The organism is Devosia sp., from assembly GCF_028290435.1.
GTDB lineage: Bacteria > Pseudomonadota > Alphaproteobacteria > Rhizobiales > Devosiaceae > Devosia.
Genome location: NZ_JAQGJV010000018.1, coordinates 1 through 24,863 on the forward strand (window position 1 = coordinate 1; position 24,863 = coordinate 24,863).

20 protein-coding genes and 1 pseudogene are annotated in these 24,863 nt (G+C 62.9%); 7 read left to right on the top strand and 14 right to left on the bottom strand.

Translation table 11 applies throughout. The features are described from left to right. The 5 genes and pseudogenes from JWP26_RS05020 to JWP26_RS05040 all read left to right on the top strand — a co-directional run. Positions 1 to 321 (top strand): annotated as a pseudogene (locus JWP26_RS05020) (spermidine/putrescine ABC transporter substrate-binding protein); the annotation flags it as partial. A 21-nt stretch (positions 322 to 342) separates the two neighbouring features. Next, positions 343 to 1,338, top strand: a complete 996-nt coding sequence (locus JWP26_RS05025) for an ABC transporter ATP-binding protein (protein WP_299724331.1) — start codon at positions 343 to 345, stop codon at positions 1,336 to 1,338. Further along, positions 1,335 to 2,285: an ABC transporter permease gene (locus JWP26_RS05030; RefSeq protein ID WP_299724333.1), complete on the top strand. Its 951-nt coding sequence runs from the start codon at positions 1,335 to 1,337 to the stop codon at positions 2,283 to 2,285. The genes JWP26_RS05025 and JWP26_RS05030 overlap by 4 nt, the downstream gene beginning before the upstream one ends. 209 nt (positions 2,286 to 2,494) lie before the next feature. Further along, on the top strand, positions 2,495 to 3,304 hold the full coding sequence (locus JWP26_RS05035; protein WP_299724335.1) for an ABC transporter permease: 810 nt from the start codon (positions 2,495 to 2,497) through the stop codon (positions 3,302 to 3,304). A gap of 12 nt (positions 3,305 to 3,316) precedes the next feature. Further along, the gene (locus tag JWP26_RS05040; protein WP_299724529.1) at positions 3,317 to 4,747 is read left to right on the top strand and encodes a gamma-aminobutyraldehyde dehydrogenase; all 1,431 of its coding nucleotides are present in this window, start codon (positions 3,317 to 3,319) and stop codon (positions 4,745 to 4,747) included. 243 nt (positions 4,748 to 4,990) lie between these two features. On the opposite strand, the gene JWP26_RS05045 is transcribed toward JWP26_RS05040, so the two are convergent. The 9 genes from JWP26_RS05045 to JWP26_RS05085 all read right to left on the bottom strand — a co-directional run bounded on the left by JWP26_RS05045 (position 4,991) and on the right by JWP26_RS05085 (position 14,120). Further along, positions 4,991 to 5,722, bottom strand: coding sequence for a FadR/GntR family transcriptional regulator (locus JWP26_RS05045; RefSeq protein ID WP_299724337.1), 732 nt, complete (start codon positions 5,720 to 5,722; stop codon positions 4,991 to 4,993). A 78-nt stretch (positions 5,723 to 5,800) separates the two neighbouring features. After that, complete coding sequence (locus JWP26_RS05050; protein ID WP_299724339.1) at positions 5,801 to 6,997, bottom strand: aminotransferase class V-fold PLP-dependent enzyme; 1,197 nt, start codon at positions 6,995 to 6,997, stop codon at positions 5,801 to 5,803. Position 6,998: 1 nt separating this feature from the next. Then, a complete protein-coding gene (locus tag JWP26_RS05055) occupies positions 6,999 to 7,895 on the bottom strand; it encodes an ABC transporter permease (protein WP_299724341.1) in 897 nt (298 codons plus the stop codon). Continuing rightward, positions 7,892 to 8,821 (bottom strand): ABC transporter permease, encoded by a 930-nt coding sequence (locus JWP26_RS05060; RefSeq protein WP_299724343.1) that lies wholly within the window; start codon positions 8,819 to 8,821, stop codon positions 7,892 to 7,894. Before JWP26_RS05060 ends, JWP26_RS05055 begins: the two co-directional genes overlap by 4 nt. Next, positions 8,818 to 10,584, bottom strand: coding sequence for an ABC transporter ATP-binding protein (locus JWP26_RS05065; protein WP_299724346.1), 1,767 nt, complete (start codon positions 10,582 to 10,584; stop codon positions 8,818 to 8,820). Before JWP26_RS05065 ends, JWP26_RS05060 begins: the two co-directional genes overlap by 4 nt. Before the next feature lie 129 nt (positions 10,585 to 10,713). Then, positions 10,714 to 12,318: an ABC transporter substrate-binding protein gene (locus JWP26_RS05070; RefSeq protein WP_299724348.1), complete on the bottom strand. Its 1,605-nt coding sequence runs from the start codon at positions 12,316 to 12,318 to the stop codon at positions 10,714 to 10,716. Positions 12,319 to 12,597: 279 nt separating this feature from the next. After that, positions 12,598 to 13,014 (bottom strand): curlin, encoded by a 417-nt coding sequence (locus JWP26_RS05075; protein ID WP_299724350.1) that lies wholly within the window; start codon positions 13,012 to 13,014, stop codon positions 12,598 to 12,600. Positions 13,015 to 13,203: 189 nt separating this feature from the next. Beyond that, on the bottom strand, positions 13,204 to 13,599 hold the full coding sequence (gene csgH, locus JWP26_RS05080; protein ID WP_299724352.1) for a curli-like amyloid fiber formation chaperone CsgH: 396 nt from the start codon (positions 13,597 to 13,599) through the stop codon (positions 13,204 to 13,206). Positions 13,600 to 13,685: 86 nt separating this feature from the next. Then, complete coding sequence (locus JWP26_RS05085) at positions 13,686 to 14,120, bottom strand: curlin (protein WP_299724354.1); 435 nt, start codon at positions 14,118 to 14,120, stop codon at positions 13,686 to 13,688. A gap of 379 nt (positions 14,121 to 14,499) precedes the next feature. On the opposite strand from JWP26_RS05085, the gene JWP26_RS05090 reads away from it, so the two are divergent. Together JWP26_RS05090 and JWP26_RS05095 are read left to right on the top strand one after the other, a co-directional pair. Continuing rightward, positions 14,500 to 14,997, top strand: coding sequence for a 2,4'-dihydroxyacetophenone dioxygenase family protein (locus JWP26_RS05090; RefSeq protein ID WP_299724356.1), 498 nt, complete (start codon positions 14,500 to 14,502; stop codon positions 14,995 to 14,997). A gap of 2 nt (positions 14,998 to 14,999) precedes the next feature. Then, on the top strand, positions 15,000 to 15,758 hold the full coding sequence (locus JWP26_RS05095) for an SDR family NAD(P)-dependent oxidoreductase (RefSeq protein WP_299724358.1): 759 nt from the start codon (positions 15,000 to 15,002) through the stop codon (positions 15,756 to 15,758). On the opposite strand, the gene JWP26_RS05100 is transcribed toward JWP26_RS05095, so the two are convergent. The 5 genes from JWP26_RS05100 to JWP26_RS05120 form a co-directional block, all read right to left on the bottom strand. After that, positions 15,755 to 17,377: an ABC-F family ATP-binding cassette domain-containing protein gene (locus JWP26_RS05100; protein ID WP_299724360.1), complete on the bottom strand. Its 1,623-nt coding sequence runs from the start codon at positions 17,375 to 17,377 to the stop codon at positions 15,755 to 15,757. The two genes, JWP26_RS05095 and JWP26_RS05100, sit on opposite strands and share 4 nt — an antisense overlap. A gap of 125 nt (positions 17,378 to 17,502) precedes the next feature. Beyond that, entirely contained in the window at positions 17,503 to 18,408 is a 906-nt protein-coding gene (locus tag JWP26_RS05105) for a S1C family serine protease (protein ID WP_299724362.1), read from the bottom strand. A 240-nt stretch (positions 18,409 to 18,648) separates the two neighbouring features. Next, on the bottom strand, positions 18,649 to 20,454 hold the full coding sequence (atzF, locus tag JWP26_RS05110) for an allophanate hydrolase (RefSeq protein ID WP_299724364.1): 1,806 nt from the start codon (positions 20,452 to 20,454) through the stop codon (positions 18,649 to 18,651). 1 nt (position 20,455) lies between these two features. Continuing rightward, positions 20,456 to 23,989: an urea carboxylase gene (uca, locus tag JWP26_RS05115; RefSeq protein ID WP_299724366.1), complete on the bottom strand. Its 3,534-nt coding sequence runs from the start codon at positions 23,987 to 23,989 to the stop codon at positions 20,456 to 20,458. A gap of 267 nt (positions 23,990 to 24,256) precedes the next feature. Next, positions 24,257 to 24,859: an urea amidolyase associated protein UAAP2 gene (locus JWP26_RS05120; RefSeq protein WP_299724368.1), complete on the bottom strand. Its 603-nt coding sequence runs from the start codon at positions 24,857 to 24,859 to the stop codon at positions 24,257 to 24,259. Between the last annotated feature and the right edge of the window lie 4 nt (positions 24,860 to 24,863).

Genomic DNA, 24,863 nt, shown 5'->3' on the forward strand with positions numbered 1-24,863 from the left:
GAAGGCGCCACCGGTTGGGCCGACACCACCATGCTCGCGGCTGACGCAGCGCATCCCAATTGCGCCTATGCGTGGATGGAGCACTCGCTCGACCCGAAAGTACAGGGCGACGTCGCCGCTTGGTTCGGTTCGGTCCCCACCGTCCCCGCCGCCTGCACCGCCAGCGAACTTCTCGGCGAAACCGGCTGCGCCACCAATGGCTTCGACAATTTCGACAAGATCAAATTCTGGAAGACTCCGACAGCACAATGCGAAGGGGGCGAGCAATGCGTGCCCTATTCGCGCTGGGTTTCGGACTACATCGCCGTCATGGGCAGCTGACGGCGGTCGGAGGGAGATAGCATGACTTCAGCCGTCTCCCTCCAGCAGGTTTCGCGCCATTTCGGCGCCGTCCGCGCCATGGACAGCGTCGATCTGGAGATCGCACCCGGCGAGTTCTTCGCCATGCTCGGGCCCTCGGGCTCGGGCAAGACCACGTGCCTGCGGGTGATCGCGGGCTTCGAGCAACCGACCTCCGGCCACATCGAAATCTTCGGCGAAACCGCCGAGGGCGTGCCGCCCTATCGGCGCAATGTGAATACCGTGTTCCAGGACTATGCGCTGTTCCCGCACCTCAATGTGCTCGACAACGTCGCCTATTCGCTGATGCTGCGAAAGGTCGACAAGGTCGATCGCCACCGCCAGGCCGAAGACGCATTGGCCTTGGTCAAGCTCTCCGGCTACGGCACCCGCCGCCCCGGCCAGCTCTCGGGTGGCCAGCGCCAGCGCGTAGCGCTCGCCCGCGCCATCGTCAATCGGCCCAAAGTGCTGCTGCTCGACGAACCCCTCGGCGCGCTCGATCTCAAGCTGCGTGAACGCATGCAGGATGAGCTCAAAAGCCTGCAGCGCTCGCTCGGCATCACCTTCATTTTCGTCACCCATGATCAAGGCGAAGCCCTGTCCATGGCGGATCGGGTCGCGGTGTTCAGCGACGGCAAGGTCATGCAGGTCGGCACGCCCGAGGACATCTACAACCACCCCAATTCGCGCTTCGTCGCCGATTTTGTCGGCTCGTCCAATGTGCTGCCGCCCGATTTCACCGCCGCCATTACCGGTCAGCGCGCCTGGGCGAGCCTGCGCCCCGAAGCGATCCGCATTACGCCCTCCGATGGCGCGGCGATGCAGGGCCGGGTGGTCGCCCGCAGTTTCATGGGCTCGACCGTGCGGCTGGGCCTTGACGTCAATGGCGTATCGCTGCACGCCGTCGTCCCAGCCTCGACCAACACCACCGCTATCGGCGATACGGTCGGCGTCGCTTTTGCCCCCGAAGCCCTCCACCTGATGGGGCGCGAAGCATGACCGCGCTCGAAGGCGGCGCCATCCTGCCCCGCCGCGGCGGCATCTTCGGCGCCCTGTCCGATGCGTTCTGGCGTCATCCGAAACTGCTGGTCTTTCTGATGCTGACGCCGCCTGTCCTCTGGCTTGGCATCATCTATCTCGGCTCGCTCCTCGCGCTATTGCTGCAGAGCTTCTACTCGCTCGACGAATTCTCGGGCCTCGTCGTGCCCGAATTCACGCTCAGCACCTATGCCCAACTGTTCCGGCCATCGAACTTCGACATCATCGTCCGGACCGTGCTGATGGCAGCGGTGGTGACCATTGCCTCAGGCGTCGTCGCCTTCCCCATCGCCTATATGGCGGCGCGTTATGCCAAGGGAAAATGGAAGGCCCTGTTCTATCTCGGCGTCATGCTGCCGCTCTGGTCGAGCTATTTGGTCAAGGTCTATGCCTGGAAGCTGATCCTCGCCAAGGAGGGCATCCTTAACTGGGTCTTCGAAGGTCTCCACCTGACGCCGCTGCTCGATGCCTTCCTCGCCATCCCCGTTATTGGCGGCAATTCGCTCTCGGTGAGTTACACCGGCACCTTCTTGGTCTTCCTCTATATCTGGCTGCCCTACATGATCCTGCCGACGCAGGCGGCGCTGGAGCGCGTCCCCGTCAACCTGATCGACGCCTCGGGCGATCTCGGCGCCACCCCCAGTCAAACCTTCTGGCACGTCATCTTCCCGCTGGCTTTGCCCGGCCTCGTCGCCGGCTCCATCTTCACCTTTTCGCTGACCTTGGGCGATTACATCATCCCCAACATCGTCGGCTCCTCCCGCCAGATTATCGGCCAGGCCGTCTACGCCCAGCAGGGCAGCGCGGGAAATATACCATTGGCAGCGGCATTCACGGTCGTCCCCATTGTCATCATGGGGCTCTATCTGTGGATGGCCAAACGCCTGGGAGCGTTCAATGCGCTCTAGGATCATCACCGCGCTTTTCCTCTCCCCATCGGGCAGAGGTCGGCCCGCAGGGCCGGATGAGGGGGAATCTATCCGCAAGCTCAAGCGTCTTGGGCTGTCCACAACACCCCCTCATCCGGCGCTACGCGCCACCTTCTCCCCGATGGGGAGAAGAATAAGAGCCATCTGCGCCGGCCTCTCCCCCCAGGGAGAGGTGAAGGGAGACAACCATGTCCCCTGACACCCGCGCCCCCTGGCCCCTCAAACTCGCCGCCGCTGCCGGCCTCGCCTTCCTGCTCGTGCCACTCCTCATCATCTTCATCTACGCCTTTACCACCGAGGAACGCAGCTTCGCCTGGCCGCCGCCGGGGCTGACGCTGAAATGGTTTGCCGTCGCCTGGGGCCGCACCGACCTGTGGAGCGCACTGACCCTGTCGGTGCAGGTCGGCCTGATCTCAACCTTTATCGCCCTCATCCTCGGCACCCTCTGCGCCGCCGCCGTGTCGCAAACCCAGTTCTTCGGCCGCGAAACCATTTCCCTGCTGGTCATCCTGCCCATTGCACTGCCCGGCATCATCACCGGCATGGCGCTGCGCTCAGCCTTCTCCATCGCCGAAATCCCGTTTTCCTTCTGGACCATCGTGCTTGGCCACGCCACGTTCTGCGTCGTCGTGGTCTACAACAATGCCGTCGCCCGTTTCCGCCGCACGTCCGGCTCGCTGATCGAAGCCTCGATGGATCTCGGCGCCGACGGCTTCCAGACCTTCCGCCACATCATCTTGCCCAATATCGGAACGGCGCTGCTCGCGGGCGGCATGCTGGCCTTCGCGCTCAGTTTCGACGAGGTCATCGTCACCACCTTCACCGCCGGGCAGCAGCAGACCCTGCCGCTCTGGATGCTCGAAGAGCTGATCCGGCCGCGCCAGCGTCCCGTCACCAATGTCGTCGCCATGGTCGTGGTGCTGGTCACCACTTTGCCCATGCTCCTGGCATTCTATCTGACCCGCGACGGCGACCAGATCGCCGGCAGCGGCAAATAAGAGGAGGCTATCCTGGATACCAATATGCTGATCGGCTCATCCTTTGAGGCTGGCACGGAAGCCGAGGAACACATCCTCAATCCCAAGACCGGCGAAGATATCTTGCTGCTGCCCGAAGCCTCGCTCGGCCAGATCGATGCCGCCGTCAACGCCGCCGAACGGGCCTTCACATCCTGGTCGCGCACCACGCCCGGCCAGCGCTCCAATTATCTCCTCAAAATCGCCGACGCCATCGAGCGCGATGCCTTGGGCTTCGCCACGCTTGAAGCCCTCAATTGCGGCAAGCCCATCAATGCCGTCATCAATGACGAAATTCCCGCCATCGTCGATTGCTACCGCTTCTTCGCCGGCGCCGTCCGCTCGATGACCGGCACCGTTGCCGGCGAATACCTGCCCGGCCACACCTCGATGATCCGCCGCGATCCGGTCGGCATTATCGGCTCCATCGCGCCGTGGAATTATCCGCTGATGATGATGGCCTGGAAGCTCGCGCCCGCTTTGGCCGGCGGCAATACCGTTGTCTTCAAGCCCTCCGAACAGACCCCGCTCAGCGCGCTCAAATTCGCGAGGCTCCTCGCCGATACCCTGCCCGAAGGCGTGGTCAATATCGTGCTCGGCCGCGGCGCTACCGTAGGCAATGCGCTGATCAACCACCCCAAGATCAACATGATCTCCATCACCGGCGATATCGGCACCGGCAAGAAGGTGATCGAAGCCGCCGCCAAATCGGTCAAGCGTACCCATCTCGAGCTGGGCGGCAAGGCCCCCGTCATCGTCTATGACGATGTCGACTTGGACAGCGTCGTCTCGGGCCTCCGCGCCTTCGGCTTCTACAATGCCGGCCAGGATTGCACGGCGGCCTGCCGCGTCTATGCCGGCGACAAGATTTACGACAAGCTTGTTGCCGACCTGACTTCGGCCGTCTCCACCATCACGCTCAACGATCCCGACGATACCAAAAACGAAATCGGCCCGCTCATCTCCGGCCGGCAACGCGACCGGGTGGCAAGCTTCGTCAACCGCGCCGCCGAATTGCCCAATATCGAAATCACCACCGGCGGCAAATCGACCGGCGATAAGGGCTTCTTCTTCCAGCCCACCGTGGTCGCCGGCGCTCTGCAATCCGACGAAATCGTCCGCCGCGAAGTCTTTGGCCCGGTGATTTCCATCACCCGCTTCAAGGAGCCGGAAGACGCCGTCACCTGGGCCAATGACAGCGACTACGGCCTCGCCTCATCGGTCTGGACGCGCGACGTCAACAAGGCCATGGCAACCGCCGCGCGGCTTCGTTACGGCTGCACCTGGATCAACACCCACTTCATGCTGGTCAACGAAATGCCCCATGGTGGCCTGAAGCAGTCCGGCTACGGCAAGGACCTGTCAGGTTACGCGCTGGAGGATTACACAGTCGTGCGCCACGTGATGATCAATCACGGCGGGTAGGGGGTCTTGAGGCCACCAGGATCACCCCCTCCCAACCTCCCCCATCAAGGGGGAGGTGTCTGCCGGTGGGTTGAACTGGATCGAGTTCCAAGAGTGGAGAGACACCTCCCCCTTGATGGGGGAGGAGGGAGGGGGTGCTCGGAGCCACAATGTTGGACTGGGCCGCACCCCTCACCCGGCGCTACGCGCCGACCTCTCCCCTGAGGGGCGAGGTGATCCGGTGCCCATTCGCCGTCGAGGTGATTAAACGCCCGAGAGCCCGCCCCCCACGATCGCCTTCACTTCATCCTCGACCGTATCGAGGATCGCATTGATTGCCGCCACCGACCCTTCGACATCCTCCGCCACGATCGCATCCGCCAGCGTGCGGTGGATCGGGAAGGACTCCAACCCGAACGCATCCGCGCCAAACGGCGAATCCCCGCCGCGTTCCAGCGCATGATCGAGATTGGCCAAAATCTGCCCATACATCGGATTGCCCGAGGCATCGTAGATCGCGCCATGAAACGCGTGATCCGCCTTGCGCCACGGCCGCCCGGCATCCACCTCGATCAGCAGCAGCGTACACAGCCGTCCGATTTCCGCCCGCTGGCTGGGGTTCGCGGCAATTACCGCCTTGCGCACCACGTCGTTTTCCAGCGTCCGGCGCACTTCCATCAGCCGCAGTAGCGCTTCGCCCTCGAGCCGCACCATGGTTGGCACCAGCCCGCGCGACGTCTGCACCCGCGCCGTCAGATACGTCCCATCGCCCTGCCGGCGCTTGATGATGCCCAAGCCTTCCCAGCGATTCAGCGCCTCACGCATGGTCGACCGGCCAACGCCCAACGTCGCCGCCAACGACACTTCGGGCGGCAGGCGGTCGCCAATGGTCAGGCCGGCGCTTTCGATCATCGCCGCGAGCGCATCCAGCACCGCCACGCCACGCGTGCGGGTTTCCAGCGGCACGAGATAGCTGAGCGCTCCACCCTGGGTCACCGGCTCGAATCTCCTCTGCGTCGGCGGAAGCCAACGGCGGCACATTCATCATGTTTTTGGCGTCGTGTCAGCCCGGCACTAAGCCGAGCGGTCGGCGCTCTTGTTGAGGTTCAATAGAGTGCTCAGCGCCTCGATCAGCAAATCCATCTGGCCTTTGGAATTATAGCCCTGCACCGAGACGCGGGCGATGCAGCGGTCCTGCCATTTGAACACCGGAATTTCGATGCTGTACTGCTCGAGCAGGGCAATCTTGAGCCAATCCGTGTCGCAATCCGGAATTGGCATCGCCACCATTTGCGGCGCCGAAAATTCCGGGCTGCTCAGCGCCGGCAGTCCCGTAATGTCCGCCAGCCGCCTTGCCGTATCCTGCGCCAGCGCCTGGCAATGGGCCGACACGTCCCACCAGTCATTGTCGCGCCGATAATCCAGTGCCGCAGTCACGGCCAGCCAAGCCGAGGGGTCGCGCGTCCCCTGCATTTCGATCTCGTCGATGAACGGCGAATTGCCGAACGCGCCCTTGGCGCCGGGTTGCTTGGAGTCTGCCGTCCAGCCATGCGAGATTACTAGTGGATTGAGCAGGCCCTGCAGCTCCGGGCGCGCATAGAGAAACGCCGAACCCTTGGGCGCCATCATCCACTTGTGGCAATTGCCGGCATAAAAATCGGCGCCGATGGAATCCAAATCCAGTCTGATATGCCCGGGCGTATGCGCGCCGTCGATCACGCTCCAGATGCCCCGACGCCGCGCTTCGGTGATGGCCGGCTCGATCGGAAACAGCAAAGCCGTTGGCGAGGTGATATGACTAAGGAACAACACTTTGGTGCGCTCCGTCATGCCCGCAATGAGCATATCGGTGAACTGTTCTGCGGTGGTCAAGGGTAACGGAATGCTAACCACAACGACCTCTGCGCCTGTCTTGCGACACACATAGGCCCAGGTCTTTTCCAGCGCCGAATACTCGTGGTCGGTCGTCAGGATCTGGTCGCCCGGCTTGAGGTCGAGCGATTGCGCAACGATGTTCAGTCCCAGCGTCGCATTGGTCAGTCCGACGATATTGTCCGAGCTGGTGCCCAGTTCGTCGGCCAGCGCTACACGCGGGCCGCGCATATTCTCGGTCAGCTTGCGACCAAGGAATTCGACCGGTTGGCCCTCTAGTTCCAGCTGCCAGTTTTGATAGGCAGCGAACACCGGGCGCGGGCAGGCACCGAACGAGCCGTGATTGAGAAAGACGACATCCTCGCGAATGAGGAACTGCCGGGCTAGGTTTTCGGACAATTCAACGCCCTTTCAGGGTGGGATCGAGGGCATCGCGCAGCCCATCGCCGAACAGCGTGGTCGCGAGCACGGTGATGGCCAGCGCAGCAGTCGGAAAAACCGCCATGTGCCAGTAAAAGAACATGAAATTCAAACCGATGCTGATCATCTGCCCCCAGCTCGGCGTCGGCGGCGGCACCCCGATCCCAAGGAAACTCAGGCTCGCCTCCAGCATCATCGCCAAGGGAATCGCCAGCACGAACCCCACGATGATCGGCGAGATCGAATTGGGGATCAGATGCCGCCTGATGATGTACCACGGCGATGCCCCCAGCGCCTGCGCCGCCCGGACAAATTCCTTTTCCCGGAAGGATTTAACCTGCGCCCGCACCAGCAGGCACACATTGACCCAGCCGAACAGCGCCGCGATCAGCACGATGGTGAAAAACCCGCCATGCGTCAGCGTCGCCAGCAGCATCGCGGCCAAGAGAGGCGGCACCACCGAGAACAGCTCGATGACGCGCATGATGAACCAGTCCACCTTGCCGCCATAATAGCCCGCCAGCGCACCCAGCGGAATGCCGATGACAACACTAAACGCCGCCGCCGAAAAGCCGATCGTCAGCGACACCCGCGCCCCATAGACGATGCGGGTATAGAAATCGCGGCCCAGGTCATCGACGCCGAACCAGTGCTCGCCCGAGGGAAAGGCCAGCGCCTGCGTCAGATAGGCCTGAGCCTCCGGGCCGATCGGGGTGATCAGCGGCGCGAAGATCGCCATCAGGATCAGCACCAGCACGATCGCGCCCGCCACCAGCGCCGCCTTGTTGCCGGTAAAGCGGCGCCAGGCGAAATACAGGGGACTGCGCTGCCGGTACTTTGGCGCGATCACTGCGGGGATCAGTGTCTCGGCGGTCATGGCTTGCCTCCGGCGCGAATGCGCGGATTGAGCAGCGCATAGACGATGTCGGAGAACAGATAGGCCAGGCAATACATCATGGTAATCATCAGCATCAGCGCCATTTCCAGCGGATAATCGCGCTTTTCGATGCTGGACACGAAGTAGGCGCCCAGGCCCGGCACGCGGAACATCGCCTCGACAAAGATCGAGCCGGTGGCGGTGCCGATGAACATGGGCAGGAACACCGTGACCAGCGGAATCGCCGAATTGCGCAGCACGTGCTGGAATATAATCCGGCGTTCGCTCAGCCCCTTGGCGCGCAGTACCGTGACGAATGGCCGGTTGAGAGTATCGAGCATGGCCGAGCGGGTGTAGCGCGCGTAGGTCGCCAGCGGGATGGCCGCATAGGCGATGATCGGCAAAATCCAGCGCTCCGGCTTGCCCCAGCCGCTCGCCGGCAGCCAGTTGAGCCAGACCGCGAACACCAGGATCAACATCAGTGAGATGACGAAGACAGGAATGGTCAGCCCCAGCGTCGCGAAGGTCGAGGCGAGATAATCGATCCAGGTATTGCGGTTCAACGCCGCCGCCATGCCGAGCAGCACGCCCAGTGGCGCGCCGATCAAAACGCCGGCGCCACCTAGCACCAGGCTCGGCACCCAGGCACGTGACAACAGGCCAATAATGGTGTCGCCAGGGCTCTGATAAGGCACGCCGAAATCGAAATGCAGCACGCCCCACATATAGTTGAGGTATTGCACATGCAGCGGCTGATCGAGGCCCAGACGGGCCATCAGCTTGGCGCGGACGGCGTCCGATAGCGGCATATCATTGCCGTCGAAGGGGCCGCCGGGAATGGCGTGCATCATCATGAAAATGATGATCGAGACCACGATGAAGGTCACAGCGATCGATATCAGCCGACGCAGGATGAACATGATCATGTGGTCACCACCGCTTCCACGAGATGATTGGGCGCGATGCTCACCAGTTGCGGCGTGGCATTGGGCGCCATCCCGGTCTGGATCACCGTATAGCGCGGCGTCGCCGCCTCGATGTCTGTCGCCGAGAGGAACGTCCGCAGCCGCTTGTCGCGTGGATTGCTGGCCGGGATCGCGTCGAGCAAAGCCCGCGTATAGGGATGCTGCGGATTCTCGAAAATCTGTGCTGTCGGCGCCTGCTCCACCACGCGGCCGCGATACATCACCACCACCGTGTCGGTCAGGGTGCGCACAGTGCCGAGATCATGGCTGATGAACAACATGGAAAGCCCCATCTCGCGCTGCAATTGCTTGAGCAGCCCGATGATCTGCGCCTTTACGGTCACGTCCAGCGCCGAGGTCGGCTCGTCGGCCACAAGCACTGACGGCCCCAAGATCAGCGCCCGCGCAATCGCCACGCGCTGGCGCTGGCCGCCTGAGAGTTCATGGGGATAGCGCTGGCCGAAATTGCGGTCGAGCCCGACTTTTTCCAGCCAGTCCAGCGCCGTCTCGGTCTGCTGCTTACCCGGCGTGATGCCGTGAATATGCAACGGCTCGGCGACGATCTGCGCCAGCGTCATCATCGGATCGAGCGCCGAATAGCTGTCTTGGAATATGACCTGCATGCGGCGGCGAAAGCTCTTGAGCGCGGTCGGTTCCAGCGTCGAGATATCGCTGCCATCGACCAGGATTTGCCCACCGCTCGGCTCGGTCAGGCGTAGCGCCATCATGCCGGTCGTCGTCTTGCCGGAGCCCGACTCCCCGACGAGGCCAACGATCTTGTTGCGCGGCAGCACCAGGTCGACGGTGCGCACGGCACGGAAATCAGCATATTTGCGGGAGAAGCCCTGGCCCTGATGCACGCGGTAAGTCTTGGAGAGTCCGCGTAGTTCCAGAGCCGGTACGGCGGTCTCATCCGCCTCGGCGGCACTGTCCGGCTTGGTCGCGCCAGCCTTAAGGCTCGCCAGCAGCGTCTTGGTATAGGCGTGCTGAGGCGCGTCGAAAATGTCCTGTACCAGCCCTTCTTCCATCACCTCGCCGCCATACATGACCAGCACGCGATCGACCGTCTCGGCGATCACGCCGAGGTCATGGGTGATCATGATCAGCGCCATGCCGAACTCGGCCTGCACCTTCTTGATCAGCTGCAGGATCTGCGCCTGGATGGTCACGTCGAGCGCCGTCGTGGGCTCGTCGGCGATCAGCACTTTGGGCCGGCAACTCAGCGCCATGGCGATCATCGCGCGCTGCAGCATGCCGCCTGAAAGCTGGTGCGGATAATAGTGCAGCACGTCCTTGGCATTCTTGATTTCGACCCGCAGCAGCAACTGCTCGGCTTCCGCCCAGGCCTCGCGCTTGCTGGTCTTGCGATGAACCCGGATGGTTTCCACGATCTGATGCCCGATGCTGAACACCGGGTCGAACGCCGTCATCGGGTCCTGAAAAATCATTGCGGCGGAGCGGCCGCGCAATTGCGCCAGACCTTCTGCATCGGCATCGAGCACGTTGACGCCATCGAGGATCATGCTGTCGGCGCCGATCCTGGCATTGGCGCCGAGCAGGCGCAGCAACGCCATGCAGGTCACCGATTTGCCGGAGCCGGATTCGCCCACAATGCCCAGGCTTTCGCCCTCGTTGAGGTGGAAGCTGACGCCGCGGACCGCTGCGACACTCCCGCCATATTGGCTGAAGTCGACGGTCAGTCCGTTGATTTCGACAAGCTTCATAAGCAGGTTCCGGCGGAGCGTTTCCAGGAAAAGTGCCAAGCGGTTTTCCGGTTCGGAAACGCGACCAACAAGGACTCTTTCAGAGGCGCGCTTCCCGGGGAGGATCCGGGAAGCGCTTTCTTGGGTCGACTACTTCTTGGTCAGGTGGGTGAAGAAGTAGTGGGCCAGCCGGTCAAGCGGGGTGAAGCCCTGCTTGTTGGGTGTAGAGGCATCGCCGCCGAGCTGGTCGGACAGCACTGCGATGGTGATCGGATGCACCAACGGCACGATCGAGGCATTGTCGATCAACACCTGTTCAGCCTGGGCATAGAGCTTGAGGCGCTCTTCCCAGACCGGGTTGCTGTCGGCTTCTGCCACCAGCTTATCGTATGCAGGCACATGGTGGTCATGACGGCCGCCATTGTAGAAAATGCCGAAGAAGTTGGACGGATCGAGATAGTCGTATTCGTAGGGTGCGATGAAGATGTTGTTCTTCTTGTTCAGCAGCCCGTCCATCCAGTCCTTGGTCGGCAACACCTTGATGTTCATGGTGATGCCCAAAATGTCCTTGAACTGAGACTGAAGGTACTGGGCCATCGGCGGCACGATCGCCCCGTTATAGCCACCCTCGTCGCGATACCAGATCTCGATTTCGGGGAAGCCCTTGCCATCCGGGAAACCGGCATCGGCCATGAACTGCTTGGCCTTGGCGGGATCGAACACGGCTTCGGCCGCGATCTCGGCATTGTAGCCAGGATAGCCGGGCGCCAGGATCGAACCGGCCGGGATAGCGATGTCCTTGAGCACGGTCGACGTCAGCTCGTCGCGGTTGACGGCGTAGTAGAACGCCTTGCGCACATTGACGTCGTTGAACGGCGCCGAGTTCAGGTCGAACGAGATATAGGAGACCGCGAACACCGCATTCTTGCGAATGCCATCAGGATAACGCTGGGTCGCTACCGGCACCTGGCCGGTATTGAGGAACGAGTAATCGGCGTCGCCAGCGAGGAAGGCGGGCAGGCCGACTTCAGGCGCACCCAGGGTCGGATCGATTTCGATGCGATCGACTTCGGATTGCCATGGGCCCGTATAGGTCGGGTTCTTGACCAGCACGACCGAGTTGTTCGACTTCTCCCAGCTATCGAGCAGATAGGGGCCCGACGAGATCACAGTGTCGATATTGGTCGCCCAGTCATCGCCATACTTGTCGAACTGGTGCTTGGGCACCGGATACCACAGGCTGACCACGCTCGGCAGATAGGGCTTGGGCGCGCCGGTGGTGACTTCGATGGTCAGGTCATCGACCACTTTGAGGCCAAGCGTCGACACGTCGGCCTTGCCTTCGGTGACTTCCTTCCAGTTCTTGATGCCGCCGGCAAAATCCCAATACCAGTTGAAATCATAGCCAGTGGTGGCGGCGCGTTGCAGCGCGAAGACATAGTCTTCCGCCGTCAGCTTTTCGCCATCGCTCCACACCAGGCCCGGACGCAGGTGAAAGGTCCAGGTCAGCCCGTCCTCGGACTGGTCCCAGCTTTCGGCGCCAAGCGCGGTCAGCGTGAAGTCCTTGTCGAAGCTGGTCAGCGGTATCTGCAGCACTTCGGCATAGGTGGCACGCGCATAGACCGTCTTCATGTAGTCCATATAGGTGCCAGACGTGTTCTGGCCCGGCGCGACCAGCGTCGTCTGGGCCAGTGCCGGCACGGCCAGTCCGACCGCCAGCGCCAGCGCGCCCGCTATTTTGAGCAGTGCGTTCATTCAGCTCCCTCCTTGTTGCAAAGCCAATTCATTTGCGTCCCCTCGCAACATCCGGCGACGATAGTTTGCCGCCCGGCTGCGTTCCCCCAACAGGCACCGAAGTGTGTCAGATGACATATGTCTGACAAATATGGATGGGCTTAGCAAGCGCTTCACGGTGATCTCTGCACAATCAATGTGCCGATACGCGATACGATCAAGGAATGAGCACGATCCTCCGGGCAAAGCAAAACGGCGCCCCGAGGGACGCCGTCGCAAAATCTCGCGATATTGGCTCGATCAGAACCCGAACACGCCGGTAACGCTGGAGCCGTTATCACCATTCTGGACGCATTCGGCATCGGTGTTTTCGCCGAACTGGAACAGGCCGCAATTGTTGTTGTTGCCGTTCTGGTGAATGGTGCCGGTGTGGCCATTGCCTTCCTGGTACACCACGCCGCCATTGCCCGAGCCATTCTGGTCGACGCCGGCCGAGTTGCCATTGCCGTTCTGGCTGACATTGGCACCGTGTGCGTTCATGCCGTTGAAGATCGAGAACAGTTGCAAGCCCGTGCCGAGCGCCTGGGCTTCGTCCGGGTCGGTGGGGGTATAGCTGACGGAAACCTGCCCGTTGGCCATGGCCGGGGCAGCAAGGCCGAAAGCGCCCATGGTGAGGGCGAGGACGGCGACGATGGCGGTTTTGAAGGTCTTGGTCATAATGTCTCTCCTGGGTGCTTAGCGTTAGCGTTGATGCTGGTGTTCCAGCCGATGACCACACATTGGCACCCCCGGACTGAACCGATCTGGAGCGAGGCATTCAGACTTCGTTCACGGTTTTGGCGCGGCCCGTGGCAAAAAAAAGGGCCCCGGTTGCCCGGAGCCCATCGTCGGCGTTGAGATCACTATTCAGGTGCGGCTGGGAATGGTCTGCGAGCAATCCATGTCCATGCCATCGGCGGTGACCTTGAACATCACCTGGTAGGTCGCGCCCTCGTTGATCGAAACCTGGCCGAGCGTGACCGTCTCGTTGGCGGGCGCGGCGAAGGCGCCGCCCTGACTGATATTGGAATTGCCGCCGGGGCCGGAGCTGACCACCTGGAACTGATAGCTGCCGTTAACGGCAACATCGGAGGTGAAGGCGGCCTGCAACGCGATCATGCCGCCATTGCTAGTGGCATTGATGCCGCAGGTCGTGGGGTCTTGGCTTTTGGCCTGGCCGCTGCTGGCGGCGACGCTGACAAGCCCGAGACCAAGCAGGATCGGGACGGCGATAATGCGAAGGCGGGAATCGAAAATGCTCATCTGAGTCTCCTGTGTTCGGGTTGATGTGACTGAGGCCGGGAGGCGCTGTGTCCTCCCGGCCCCAAGAATTTCAAGTGGAGGCCGGATCAGGGGCAGGCCTGAACGAACGCTGCGACATTGCCCGAACCGGACTGGGCGACGTTGGCGGCGCAGTTGTTGCCGACCTGGACGCCAGCGGCGACGTTGCCATTGCCGTCCTGGGTCAGGATCGCGGTGTGGTTGGAGCCGAACTGGCCGACGCCAGCGGCGTTGTTGTCGCCGAGCTGATTGGTTTCGCCGTAGTTGTTGAACCCCTGCTGGCCGATGGCGCCGACATTGCCATTGCCGTTCTGGTGGCCGACGGCCTGGTTCCAGATGCCATCCTGGTGGACGCCGATGGTGTTGCCAGCGCCGATCTGCGCGCCGCCAGCGGCATTGCCCCAGCCGGCCTGGTTGATGAATACGTCATTGGCCATGGTCGGTGCTGCGGCGAAGGCGAGGACAGCGGCGACGGCGGCGGAAATAAGGAAGGTGCGGCTCATTTTGTCTCTCCTGTTGGGGTGCGGCCCGTGTGGCGCCGCTGTTTCGATGACCTGAGACTAGGCCCGCCCAAAGGAACCAGGACTGAACCCGGAGTTCAGAATCCGTTCACCCGATCATTATTTTTGAGGGCGGGCCGGTGGGCCCCTGACACGCAATCTGGCGCTAGATAAGCTCGCCCCGCCAAGCACTTGGCAGCCGCTCTGGCTAGCGGGAAGTCGCCTTCATTCCAGCGCCATGATCATGAAATCGGCCGAGCGCTCGCGGCTCGTGCCAAAATTTGTGCGCTGGCCCGCCATTCAAATGGAGGATGTGCGGTAAGACGGCTATATTGCCGGTGCGACGCCGGAAGCGTCAGCCAACGATAAGAGGAAACGCCGCATGTACCAGAACATGGCCGGATCGGCCCACCCCCTGGCGCCCAGCGAAATCGCAGTGCCGGCCATGCCCGAAGATGAGCGCGTCTGGGTGCCGCAAGCCGAAGGCGTGTGGTTTCGCCCGCTGATGCTCAATACTTTGGCGGGGCAGTGGTGCAATCTGCTGCGCGTGCGCCGCGCCGGTGTGCTGTCGCGCCATCTGCATCCCAATCCAGTGCATGGCTATGTCATCAAGGGCCGATGGTTCTACAAGGAACACGATTGGGTGGCGGAAACCGGCTCCTACGTGTTCGAGCCGCCCGGCGAGGTGCATACGCTGATGGTGCCCGAGGATTGCCCGGAGATGATCACCTTCTTCAACATCACCGGTTCGATGGTTTATCTCGACGAGAACAACAAGCATGTGGGCTATGAGGACGTGTTCACCAAGATCGACATGTGCCGCGCCCATTATGAAAAAGTGGGACTCGGTGGCGGTTACGTCGACCAGTTCGTGCGCTGATTATGACCGATAATCTCGATTATCAATGGGCTTCCGGCTGGTACGGCGGCAAGACCGTGTTGGTCACCGGCGGAACCTCCGGCATCGGCGCGGCCGTGTCGCGCGCTTTCCTGCGGGCTGGGGCCAAGGTCACGGCAGCCGGCGTAGCGCAGAGCGAGGCGGATGCCCTGGCGGGCGATGTCGATTTCGCAAGGGCCAGCCTCAAGCTGCTGGACGTGCGAGATGGCGAGGCGGTGAACGCCCTGATTGCCGGACTGCCATCGCTCGACATCCTCGTCAACTGTGCCGGCATCATCCGGCGTGGCGACGAACTCGATCCGGCCGTGTTCGAGCAGGTCATCGACGTCAACCTCAACGGCACCATGCGCTGCTGCTCGGCGGCCCGGCCGCTGCTGGCGCAATCCGGCAATGGCGCCATCGTCAACCTGGCCTCGATGCTGTCGATCTTTGGCGGCGGCCTGGTGCCGGGCTATTCCGCCAGCAAGGGCGGCATTTCGCAACTGACCAAGTCGCTGGCCATCGCCTATGCGCCCGATGCCATACGTGTCAACGCCGTGGCCCCCGGCTGGATCGCCACGCCGCTGACGCAGGCTCTGCGCGAGGATCCCGCCCGCTCCGACCCCATCCTGGCGCGCACCCCGCTCAAGCGCTGGGGCACCCCGGAGGACATCGCCAATGCGGTGCTGTACCTCTGCTCCCCGGTCGCTGCCTTCGTGACGGGTACTACGCTCGTCGTCGACGGTGGCTATTCGATCAGCTAGCTGCGCAGGCCGGGCGCTTCCTGCCCGGTGCTCTGCACATATTCGGTATAGCCGCCGCCATAAGTATGGATGCCCTCGGGCGTCAGTTCCAGCACACGATTAGAGAGCGCCGCGAGAAAGTGGCGGTCATGGCTGACGAACAGCATGGTCCCCTCGAACTGCGACAGCGCCTCGATCAGCATTTCCTTCGTGGCGATATCCAGATGGTTGGTCGGCTCGTCGAGGACCAAAAAGTTCGGGGGATCGAACAGCATGATCGCCATCACCAGCCGCGCCTTCTCGCCACCCGAAAGCACGCGACATTTCTTGTCGATGTCATCGCCCGTAAAGCCGAAACACCCGGCCAGCGCCCGCAGCGGAGCCTGGCCAGAGGCCGGAAAGCTGTCCTGCAACTGCTCGAACACAGTGCGGTCGCCATCCAGCACATCCATGGCGTGCTGGGCGAAATAGCCCATCTTGACGCTGGGCCCACGCGTCACCGAGCCCGTATCGGGATCGGCAGTTCCTGTCACCAGCTTGAGCAGGGTCGATTTGCCAGCGCCGTTGACGCCCATGATGCACCAGCGCTCGCGGCGGCGAACATGGAAGTTGAGATCGTCATAGATGGTGCGGCTACCATAGCTCTTGCCGACGCCCTTGAGCAGGGCAACGTCTTCGCCCGAACGCGGCGGCGTGCGGAATTCGAACTCCACCACCTGGCGGCGCTTGGGCGGTTCCACCTTGTCGATCTTGTCGAGCTTCTTGACCCGGCTCTGCACCTGCGCGGCATGGCTGGCGCGGGCCTTGAAGCGGGCGATGAAGTCCAGCTCCTTGGCCAGCATGGCCTGCTGGCGCTCGAACTGCGCCTGCTGGTTCTTTTCAGAAATGGCCCGTTGCTGCTGGTAAAACTCGTAATTGCCCGAATAGGTGGTGAGCGAGCCGGCGTCGATCTCGATGATCTTGGTGCAGATGCGATTCATGAACTCGCGGTCATGCGAGGTCATGAACAGTGCGCCGCCGTAATTCTGCAGGAAATCCTCCAGCCAGATCAGGCTTTCCAGATCCAGATGGTTGCTCGGCTCGTCGAGCAGCAGCGCATCGGGCCGCATCAGAAGAATGCGGGCCAAAGCCACGCGCATCTTCCAGCCGCCTGACAGCGCGCCGACATCGCCATCCATCATCTCTTGGCTGAAGCCCAGCCCGTCCAGCACTTCGCGGGCGCGACCATCCAGCGAATAGCCATCCAGTTCCTCGAACTGATGCTGCACTTCGCCATAGCGCTCGATGATGGCGTCCATGTCGTCGGCCTTGTCGGGGTCGCCCATATCGGCTTCGAGCGCCCGCATCTCCGTGATCAGCGCGCTGACCGGACCGGCGCCATCCATCACTTCCGCGACGACACTGCGCCCAGCCATTTCGCCCACATCCTGGCTGAAATAGCCAATGGTGACGCCGCGATCGACCGAGACCTGGCCCTCGTCGGGCTGCTCTTCACCGGTGATCATGCGGAACAGCGTGGTCTTGCCGGCGCCATTGGGGCCGACGAGACCGATCTTCTCGCCCTTCTGCAGGGCGGCGGAAGCATCGATGAAGACGATCTGCTTGCCGTTTTGCTTGCCGATGCTTTCGAGACGGATCATGTTTTTTAAACCTGACGAGAGAGATGGCCGCCCCCTGATCGGGAGGCGGCCATGAAACATGGTGTCCGTAAAGCATCCACGGCGCCTCGGCGCAAGCGCCGACGACGCGGCGCTGCTATGCCGGATTACTGCAGTTGCGGTTTGCGCAGGAAGCTGTTGCGATCGGCCGACTTGACGCGCAACCAGGATTCCCTGCCGTCGCGCACGATCCGCATCGGCACATCCGCACCGGCAGGGCCGCTCTTCCACACCTTGCGGTAGAAATCGGCCAAGCTGTCGATTTCCCCGTCCCCGATATCGGAGATCACGTCGCCCCGGCGCAGGCCTGCTTTCTCGGCCGGTCCATCCTCGGAAACGCTCATCACCACGACGTCGCCATTGCTTTCGGCGGAGAACACTCCAAGCCATGGACGCGGCGGCGTGCTGACCTGGCCGCGCTTCAGCATGTCGTCCAGAATGGGCGGCAACAGGTCGATCGGCACGATCATGTTGATGTCGGTCACCGCGCCATTGTGAACCATCTGTACCCGCAGCGAGCCAATGCCCAACAGCTTGCCATCGGCTCCCACCAGCGCCGCACCACCCCATGACGGATGCGCCGGCGCAATGAAGATCGCCTCGTCCAAGAGGTATTCCCAGTAGCCGGCAAATTCCTGCTTGGCCACGATCCGGGACTGCACCGAATTGCCGGTGCCATCGGTGAACGCCACGGCATCGCCCAAAGCCGCGTCGGCTGAACTGCCCAGCTCCAGCGCCGGCAGGTTGAGCTGGCCCAGCGTTTGCAGCAGGCCAAAGCCGGTTTCCTGATCATAGGCCATGACATGGGCGGGCAGTACCCGCTCGTCATGGGTTGTCAGCCAGACTTCCTCGGCCTCGGTGATGAGATAGCCAATGGTCAGCACAAGTCCGGTATCGCTGATGACGACGCCACTGCCCTCGCGCAAGGTGCCAAGACCTCCCGCCGTGAAGGCATCATCGGGAATGGTAGCGCGGACGGCCACGATGGACTGCAGCTTGGGATCGATAGTCATGCTCTGTCCTGCAAAAAGAGGCGGCGCGGGCCAGAGGTCGGCCGCTCGCCATACCCCATTCACGTATGAAACCAGATGGCAAACCACAAGCCCCGAGCGCTCAATGAGGCCATCGGCAGGCCTCATCCTCCACATGCGGATGCAATTAGCGCAGCCCGATCGCCTTGGCGCGCGCGATCAGACCCTGGACGATAAGGGCACGGCACTTTTTGAACCAGGTGAGCATTTTTATCTCCATGTTCAGGCGCGCGAGGCGACATAGGCGCGCCAGCCGCCGTGATGAGTGACTTCCTCGGCGCCCACCAAGGCGTAAGGTTCGCAGAGAAAGCCGGAGATCGCGCTGCCGTCGTCGAGCGTAATCTTGCCCACGCCCAGCGGTGCCGGAATGCGGGCAACAAACTGACCGAAGGCCGCGGGTGGCAACTCCCAAACTTCGACTGCCAGCCCTTCACCCGCAAAGCCGGGCTCGCGGACCATGCCCGGCTTGGGCGGCACCGTGCCGGGCAGGGCATAGAGCCGATAATCACCAGCCGTGCGGCAGCTTTTGATCAGGCGGCCACCGGGGCCGGTCAGCTCCTTGTTCAGCGGCATCCCGGTCAGGTGCGCACCGACCACGACGATGGGAACCAAACTGCTTGGTGCGGCTGGCACTTTGCTGGCTTCCGGCAGGGTCGCCGCCTTGTCGCGGCCCATGCCCCGCGCGGCGAGGCGATGCAGTGCGTCGGCCAGCGGCGCAAGCGCGTCATCGGTGAAGGCGGGAGCGATCAGCGTCACGCCGGCCGGCAGATGGTCCTCGCTATCGAAGCCCGCGGGAATGGCGATGGCGGCGCAATCGAGCAGGTTGACGAAATTGGTGTAGCGCCCGAAATGGCTGTTCTTGCGCACCGGATCGGCCAGCATCTCTTCGACCGTATAGGTGGTCGGCGAGGTCGGCAGCAGCAGCACATCGGCCTTCGCCCAGGTCGCCTCGGTCTTGCGACGCAACTCTTCCAGCCTGTACTTGCCGTTGAAAGCCTCGACGGCCGTCCTGCCTTTGGCGCCTTCGATGATGCCCCGCACCGTCGGATCGAAATCATCGGCATTGGTGGCGATGAAGCCCTCCACTGCTGCCAGCCGTTCGGCGACCCAGGGGCCGTCATAAAGCAGCGCAGCGGCCTCGCGGAACGGGGTATAGTCGAACGGCACGATGGTCGCGCCGAGGGAACGGATGTTCTCGATGGCCGCGTCATAGAGTTTTTCGACCTCTTCATTGCCGAAGAATTCGCGTTCCGCGCCGTCAAGCACCCCGACTCGCAGGCCGGTGGTGGGCAGCTCAGCCCAATTAGCACGGCGCGAGAACGGATCGGCGGCGTCGAACCCTTCAGCCACCTTGCGCACGGCAACGCCATCGCCCACCGTCGCTGCAAATATCGTGATGCAATCGACGCTGCGGCAGGCCGGCACCGTGCCGATATTGGACAACAGGCCCGGCGTCGGCTTGATGCCGACAAGGTTCTGGAACGCCGCCGGGACGCGGCCCGAGCCGGCCGTGTCCGTGCCCAGCGCGAAGGTGGCAAAACCTGCGGCGACGGTGACGCTCGAGCCGGAGCTGGAACCGCCCGACACATAGGCCGGATCGAACACCGAGCGCGGTGCGCCATGGGGTGAGCGCGTGCCGTTGAGGCCGGTGGCGAACTGGTCGAGATTGGTTTTGCCGATGACGATGGCGCCGGCCGCGCGCAGGCGAGCAACCACCGTTGCGTCGGCCTCGGGGCGGTACTCAAAGGCCGGGCAGGCGGCGGTGGTCGGCAGGCCGGCGACGTCGATATTATCTTTGACTGCGAAGGGGATACCCCAGAGCGGCAGGCTGTTAGGCTGCGGTGATTTTTCCATCAGCGACTTGGCGGCGGCGCGCAGATCGTAATCGCTGGTCGGGGTGATGAACACCGCCTTGTCGGGCCAGGCGGCGCGGCGCTCGATCACCACTTCGATGACGTCGAGCGGGGTCACGGTGCCAGCGGCGTACAGCGCCTTGAGGCTGGCGAGATCGAGAATGATTGGCAGCATGTTAAAGCTCCTCCAGCACGACGATGACATCGCCGGTTTTGACATTACGACCGGGTAAGGCACGGATATCGCGCACCTTTCCGGCGGCATGGGCGGTGACGGTGATTTCCATTTTCATGGATTCGATGATGGCGATGGCATCCCCCGCAGCGACCGGCGCGCCATCTTCGACGAGGATTTTCCAGATGTTCCCGGGAACGCTGCTGGCGACGCCGAAGCAGCCCGCAGGGACTTCGCTGACCTGCACGTCATTGCCGATATCGTCGGCGATAAAGCTATCGAGCCCCTGCTCCTTCCAGCGCTGTCGCTCGGCATCGAAGGCGGCTTGCTGGCCCGTTTTGAACGCCGTGATCGACTCGGCATTGGCCGCCAGATCGCGGGCATAGTCGCCATAGGAGAACTGGGTTTCCTCGATCTTGATCGGGTAGGCGCCATGCGGGAATGCTGCGCGGGCCTCGGTAAGCTCCTGATGATCAACGGGAAAAAACCGGATCTGGTCGAAGAAGTTTAGCAGCCACGGCTTGCCCGGCGTAAACTCCGGCGTCGAGCGCCAAGTGTTCCACACCTGGATGGTGCGGCCGACGAGCTGGTAGCCGCCCGGACCTTCCATGCCGTAGATGCACATATAGGCGCCGCCGATGCCCACGGCGTTTTCGGGTGTCCAGGTGCGGGCCGGATTGTACTTGGTCGTAACGAGGCGGTGGCGCGGGTCCATCGGGGTCGCGACCGGGGCGCCGAGATAGACATCGCCGAGGCCGAGCACGAGGTAACTGGCGTCAAAGACGATGCGCTTGACCGCCTCAGTGCTCTCTATGCCATTGATACGACGAATGAATTCGATGTTATCCGGCGCCCAGGGCGCATTGGGACGCACCAGTTCCTGATACTTCAGCATCGCCACCTTTGCGTCTGGATCATTCCACGATAGCGGAAGATGCACGATGCGGCTGGGCACCGTGACGGCCTCGGCAGGCGGCAGCGTGGCCTCGATTTCGGCCAGCAGGCCGAGGAGGCGCATGCGGGTCAACGTGGTGCCATCGTAGTGGATTTGCAGCGAGCGGATGCCTGGCGTGAGGTCGATAATGCCTTGTAAACGCGAGCTTTTTACGGCCTCCAGCAGCAGGTGAACGCGTAGGCGCAGCGCGATATCGAGTGACATCGAGCCGTATTCGACCAGGAGATTATCATCGCCCTGGCGGCGGTAGACCACTGGAACGGGGCCGGAACTGCTTTGGCCGACGATGGGTGAGCCCAAGTCCGATGGACGGCGGATGGCGGGGCCGGCGATGGGGTCGCCCTCGCGGGCTAAGGGATGGAAGCTGATGGTGTCGCCGGGCTTGAACTGGCCCATTTTCCATTGCTCGTCGCGAGCGATCACTGCGGGGCAAACGAAGCCGCCTAGGCTGGGGCCATCGGGACCGAGGATGATCGGCATGTCGCCAGTAAAGTCAATGGCGCCAACGGCATAGGCGTTGTCGTGCAGGTTTGAGGGATGCAATCCTGCCTCGCCGCCGTCGGTGCGCGCCCACTTCGGAGCGGGTCCGATGAGGCGAACGCCGGTGCGGGCGCTGTTGAAATGGACTTCGTAGTCGGTGGAGAACAGGGTCTCGATATCGCCGGGTTGGAAGAAGTCCGGGGCGCCATGCGGACCGTATAGAACACCCACCTCCCAATGGCGTGTGAGGGGGGCTGGTGAACCAGCATGCTGGATTTCTTGTTGCCTTTGGCGAGCGAGATGCAGCACTTGGCCCGCTTTCACGACGCCAGTGGCGTGACCGCCGAATTGGCCGAGCCCGAATGTGGCGCGCGAGCCGAGGACGACCGGCGCGGCGAAGCCTCCGGCGACGGCGAGGTAACTGCGCTGGCCGGGACCATCGATGGTGCCGATGGCGAGGACCTGGCCGGCCTTGATGGCGATGGCCGCGTCATGCGCCATGGGAACGCCGTCGAGCTTCATCGGCATTTTTGCGCCGGCGAGGGCGACGACCACATCGGCGTGGAACCGGAGGGTCGGGCCGGCCATGGTGAGTTCGAGCGCGGCGGTGAGGTCATTGTTGCCGACGAGGCGATTGGCGTGGCGGAAACTGTATTCGTCCATCGGACCGCTGGGCGGCACGCCGACATGCCAGAGGCCGAGGCGGCCGGGGAGTTCCTGAATGCTCGATTGCGCGCCGGGGGCGAGGACTTCGACCACATCGGGGATAAAGGCGAAGTCGCGCAAAGCGGTGGTCGCGACCTGGCCGCTGGCGAGCAGGTCGGAAGCGGCGATGGCGCGTAGATAGGCGAGGTTGGTCTCGATGCCGGTGATCGAGGTTTGTTTCAGCACCGCGCGGAGGTTGGCGATGGCGGTTGGCCGGTCGATGCCGGCGACGATGATCTTGGCCAGCATCGGGTCGTAGAACGGCGTGACCTCGGTGCCGGTTTCGATCCAGGTATCGACGCGGGCGTAGTCGGGGAATTTGACTTCGGTCAACAGGCCAGCGCTGGGCTGGAAATTGGCATGCGGGATTTCGGCGTAGACGCGGACCTCGATGGCGGCGCCATGGGGGATCAGCGGGCCGGCGGTGCCGATGACATCTTCGCCGGCGGCCTGGCGGATCATCCATTCGACGAGGTCGATGTTGAACACTGTCTCGGTGACCGGGTGTTCGACCTGGAGGCGGGTGTTGACCTCGAGGAAGTAGAAGTCCTCGCGGATGGGGTCGTAGATGAATTCGACGGTGCCGGCCGAGGCGTATTGAACCGCTGAGCCGAGATCGGTAGCGGCTTTGTGCAGGCGGGCACGAACGGTGTCGGACAGGCCCGGGGCGGGGGTTTCCTCGACCACTTTCTGGTTGCGGCGCTGGAGGGAACAGTCGCGCTCGCCCAGGGCGATGACGCGGCCCTTGCCGTCGCCGAAAATCTGCACTTCGACATGGCGAGCATCGGAGACGAAACGCTCGATATAGACGCGGGCGTCGCCGAAGCTGGCATTGGCGGTGCGCTGCACGCTGGCGAAGGCGGCGGCGAGGGCGGGGGAGTCGGCGCAAAGCTGCATGCCGATGCCGCCGCCACCGGCGGTGGATTTGAGCATGACGGGATAGCCAACGGTTTGCGCGGCGGTCAGGGCCTCTTCGGCGCTGGCGAGGAGGTCGGTACCGGGCAGCAGAGGGACGCCGCTGGCTTTGGCCAGCTCGCGGGCGGTGTGCTTGAGGCCGAAGGCTTTGATGTTGGCCGGGGTCGGTCCGACGAAGGCGATGCCCTCGGCGGCGAGGCGCTCGGCAAAGGCGATGTTCTCGCTGAGGAAGCCATAGCCGGGATGGACCGCTTCGGCGCCGGTGGCGCGGCAGGCGGCGATGACGGCGTCGACGTTGAGGTAGCTGTCGGTGGCTGGAGCCGGGCCAAGGCGAACGGCTTCGTCGGCGAGGGATACGGCCTTGGTGAAGCGGTCGGCGTCGGAATAGACGGCGACGGAGGCGATGCCCATGCGGCGCAGGGTTTTTATGATGCGCACGGCGATTTCGCCGCGGTTGGCGATGAGGACTTTGCTGAACATCAGAGGGCTCCCAAGCTCAGACGAGCACGGGGCCGTCTCCCTCCCCCTTGTGGGGAGGGATTAAGGGTGGGGGTATGGCGAGCATTGAGCGGGCGGAGAGAACCCCCACCCTTGGCGCTGCGCGCCGTCCCTCCCCACAAGGGGGAGGGAGACGATGGGGTCGCCGTCTGCGCTGAGCCGAAATACCGGGGCTCTCGACACCCCTCCCTAGCCCTCCCCGTCAAGGGGAGGGTGAACCCGGTGAATGGGGCTAGATCGAGCGAGAAATTATTCATTCGGCCCACCCGAGATCACGACGCGGATGGGGGTGGGGTTGAAGCCGTTGCAGGGGTTGTTGACCTGGGGGCAGTTGGAGATGACGCAGAGGACGTCCATTTCGGCGACGAGCTCGACGTGGTCGCCGGGGGCGGAGAGGCCGTCGACGATGGTCATTTGGCCGGAGGGCTGGATCGGCACGTTCATGAAGAAATTGATGTTGGGCACGATATCGCGCTTGCTCATGCCGTGCTTGGTGACTTCGAGGACGAAGTTGTCGCGGCAGGCGTGCAGGTATTTAGTGTCGTGGCCGAAGCGGACGGTGTTGCTTTCGCATGAACAGGCGCCGGCAGAGGTGTCGTGGCGACCGCAGCTGTCGGCGGTCACGGTCAGCATGACATTGCCCTCGTTGGACATGATCTTGGTGCCGATGCCCACATAGGCATTGCCCTGCACGCGCAGGGTATCCTGGCCGCTATAGCGTTCGGAAAAATCGTCGGCCTTATAGAACAGCGTATCGACGGCCTGCTGGCCCTCGCTGTCGATGATGCGGATGGTCTGGCCCTTGCGGACGATGCCGGACCAGGGCTTTTCGGCGGGGATGAGATGATCCATTTTG